This window comes from Streptomyces sp. NPDC058664, from assembly GCF_042716635.1.
In the GTDB taxonomy this organism is placed as follows: Bacteria; Actinomycetota; Actinomycetes; order Streptomycetales; family Streptomycetaceae; genus Streptomyces.
The window spans coordinates 1-3,756 of record NZ_JBHXRW010000153.1; the positions used below are offsets into that span (position 1 = coordinate 1).

Below are 3,756 nucleotides of genomic sequence, written 5' to 3' on the forward strand. Positions count from 1 at the left end.
GTCCAGGAGGTGGGCAGGTAGAGGCGGCGGTCGATCAGCGTGCGGCCGCGGCCGGCGGCATAGGCGAGGAAGACCCCGACCTGGCAATTCTCCGTGCGGCCCGCGGTCCCGGAATATTGCCGCTGGACTCCGGCCGACCGCATCCCCTTCTTCAGGAAGCCGGTGTCGTCGACGATCAGCACCGCTTCGGGGTCACCGAGATGCTCCATCACGTAGTCCCGGATATCGTCCAGGACCTCGTCCGCGTCCCAGTCGATCCGGTTCAGCAGCCGGTGGATCCGGTCCGGACCCGCATGACCGGCCTCCTCGGCCAGCGTCCAGCCGTTCTTCCGCTCCAGCGGAGCTATCAGCCCCCGCATATAGGCCAGCGCCGACTCACGCGGCTCCGACCTGGCGAAACGGTGCACGAACCGCTCATGCAGAGCCTTCAACTCATCCGCCCACGACCGGGCATCAACCAGAACCCCACCCATGACCAGACCAACGAGTTGCCTGCTAAACCGTCACGACAAGAACCGTTGCAGTACTAGGCCGTACTGGGGCGGTTGACCGCGCCCCGCTTCCACACAGCCTCGCCCCGGTGGGCGATGTTGCGGGAGCCGTTGTGGTCCGCGTGCAGGACGGTCCCGCAGGACCGGCAGACGAACCGTGCTTGATCCACCCTGTTCGTGCGGTGGGTGTGCCGGCACTTCGAGCACTGCCGGGAGGTGTTGCGCGGGTCCACGTGGACCACGGGGACACCTGTCCGGCGTGCCTTGTACTCGACGAACGCGCCGAGCTGGGCGAATGCCCAGGAGTGCAGTCGTGCCCGCTGGTCCTTCTTGGCCGTGACCCTCTGCCGGATGCCCGAGAGGTCTTCCAGGGCGATCCCGCGCGAGGTGCGTTCAGCGGTGGCGACGAGCTGCTTGGCGATGATGTGGTTGGTGTTCGCGGCGTGCCGGGCCTCCCGGCGACGGACACGCTTCAGGACGCGCTTGGCGGACTTGGTGCGCTTCTTTTGCAGCTTGGCCCGCAGGTCGCGGTGCCGCTTGCGGTACCGGCTGAGCCTGCGCCCGGCCATGATCTCGCCGTCCGAGGTGGTGGCGATGTTGACGATGCCGAGGTCCACGCCGAGGAAGCCGTCCGGCTCGGACACGGGCGGTTCGGTGATGTCGATGGTGGCGATCAGGAAGAACATGCCCTCCCGCATCACCAGATCGGATTCTCCCCTACGGGAGGCCAGTAGCTTCATCGCCTCGGGCGGGCAGACGAACGGTATGTGCTTGATCCGACCGGCGACCGTCCAGAGGGACACCGTCCGCCGGTCGAGGTTCCACGTCAGGATCCGGTCGTCGTACGGCTGGGCCGCGTTCTCACGGAACACGATCGGCTTGGACTCCGCACGGATGCGGCGCTTTGCCCCTTCCGAGCCGAGGTTCCCGGCCTTCATATTGCCCTTGAGTATGGCGTAGGCGTCGCACACCTTCTTGACCGTGCGCACCGCCGCCTGCGCCCCGAGGTCGAAGTCGGCCTTGACCCGGTGATAGACGGCATCCTGCAACACATCCCTGCGCTTGAGATCCTTGGCGAACGCCACCTCGGACACCGCGTTCGCGGCCCGGTTGCAGGCACGCAGGGTCGCCGCCAGGACGTCCGCGTCATGCGCGGACACAGGCAACAGCTTCACCTGCGCGACGATCTTCACACAGAACACCCCAGTACGGCTGATGACGGGGTATCAACTTTCCGTCCAGACACAGCGAAGAGAACTCCGCCGTTGCGCGGCTCCGCCCCGAGAAAGCCATTCCTCCCGGGGATGAAGCCCCGGGCTTCCTGGCTAGAAAATCAGGTGAAACCTATCCAGGGGCTGTTGGAGCACCAGCACGTCGACGCACACCACCATGCTGGGCTACTCGGCCAGGCCAACGGCCGCACCGTCGCCGACGTGCTGGCCTGGCGCAAGAACATTCGGCACGTCGCCATCGACATGTCAGCCACCTGCCGTGGGTCGCACTCTGCCGGCCTGCCTTACACCACCATGGTGTCCACCCGTTTCCGTGTCATGAGTTCGCGAACAAGGTGCCGTTCCTACCGGCGTCGATCGCCACCGCATCGGCTCAGGCACCACTACAAGTTCCTCACCTGGTGCGCGTACGCCGATAGCCCGGAAGTGCGTACCTTTCCCGCCATTGTGGACCGCTGGTGGGATCGGAGTGAGGGCATCAGCCGCGCGATCAAGCTCGTTCGCCCGGTGCGGCCTTCGGTTTCGGCACGCGAACGAGTCGACTACGCGCATGGTGGGTCATCACCCGCCGGGCCCGTGGGATCCCCGCACTGCTGGATTGAAGGGTTTCCTTGACTGGAGGCAGTTGGCGTGCTGCGCTACCCCATGACATTCAAATAGGCTCTTGCGATTCCGCTCGAATTTCCCGGCCCCGCCTTGCAGGCAAGTTGATACTCGGGTTCGAATTCTATATTTGCGTAACGAGAAGCCGAAGGAGAGGAGGAGGTTCCCACTTTTAGAGGTGCTCTGGTTCCGTCTTCCTTGATGCGAGTCGCTGAAACTTTATACGCCCCCAAGGGGATATCAAGAGCCATATTGGGGCCAAGGTTAGCTATTCTGCTTAGGGGATTTCCGTGACTTCCGTCTGCCAGTAGCGAAGTGGGAGTTAGTTGGAGTTCAACCTTCCCCTTATAGTTTCCGTCAGTGAAGTTCGGAAATATCTGTATCGAGCCTCCGTAATATCCCTCTTCGGAGCTATCTTGAATCTTCCCGTGAAGCTTCCATGTGAAATCCCGTACGGCTCCTTTACTTCCCGGGAATTCGGTGTACCCTTCAGGTGTGGCAGGGGAGACGCGGAGGCAGAAATCTTTTCCTCTGTACTTAAGAGGCATCCAGGCGAAAGTCTTGTATACCTGACTGCTTCGCAACTCTGGAATCGTATAGCTTCCCTCTTCGTCCGTGGCAGTGGTCTTCCCGCCGGCGACGTAGGCTCTGTCCCATAGAGGGTTTCCAGCGTATACTTTCACACCTTTTAGCGGCTTTCCGTCGACTGTCGTGACTCTCCCTGTCAACGTTTGAGGCTTTACTGCCGCAGATCTGTCAACGCCTTGTCCTCCGATACTTGACACCTCTCCGCCAGGCTCTTCACAAGAAGAGAGAGCGAGTATTGCGGTGGCGGCGATCATGCCTGATCTAGCCCTTTTAATCATGGCATCCCAACCCTGAACGATATTGCAAGACGACCTACCTGAGTGCAGGAGTGGCAGCAGGCTACCTCCTGAGTGATGGCGTCGCTGCTAGGACGGCGAATCCAAGGGCGTTTGAGTATGAATTACTTGTACCAGGTAGGCGGCTGGCATCCTCTGTAACACGCTGCATGATGGAACTCGACGGGGATTTCCGCAGGCCGTAATCAAACCGGCAGATCGAGAAGTACTTACCGGTAACCATGAGTGAGTATGTCCTTGGTCAATGCGAGGTACGCCGCTACATCGGAGCACGCAGGTAACCGGCCTTTGTTACTCTGCCCATGGGAATCGAACCCTGTTGCCCTAGCAACGATGTGTTTCTAAGACATCAGCAAGCCAGGCTCTCATGCCGCCTGGACCAGGGCTGTAGCCGCTTTGAAGAGCCTGCCTTGTGGGAGTGCGGGTGGAGGAACTGCGACGGGTAGGTCGGCCATTCCTGATCTTGCGTGGGTATCCCCGGCTTCAGCCGGGGAGGGAAACGCATCCTTTGACCCGAAGGCGCGAAGCGCCGGAGTTCCCTGCGCC

3 protein-coding genes are annotated in these 3,756 nt (G+C 61.7%); all 3 read right to left on the reverse strand.

The genetic code is table 11. The annotated features are described in order from the left end of the window. Positions 1 to 473 (reverse strand): IS701 family transposase (locus tag ACFWUY_RS40815; protein WP_384121894.1); only part of this gene is annotated, 473 nt, incomplete at its 3' end. Between the two features lie 53 nt (positions 474 to 526). After that, a complete protein-coding gene (locus ACFWUY_RS40820; protein WP_384121896.1) occupies positions 527 to 1,684 on the reverse strand; it encodes an RNA-guided endonuclease InsQ/TnpB family protein in 1,158 nt (385 codons plus the stop codon). A 677-nt stretch (positions 1,685 to 2,361) separates the two neighbouring features. Then, positions 2,362 to 3,168: a carboxypeptidase-like regulatory domain-containing protein gene (locus tag ACFWUY_RS40825; RefSeq protein ID WP_384121898.1), complete on the reverse strand. Its 807-nt coding sequence runs from the start codon at positions 3,166 to 3,168 to the stop codon at positions 2,362 to 2,364. Positions 3,169 to 3,756 lie beyond the last annotated feature (588 nt).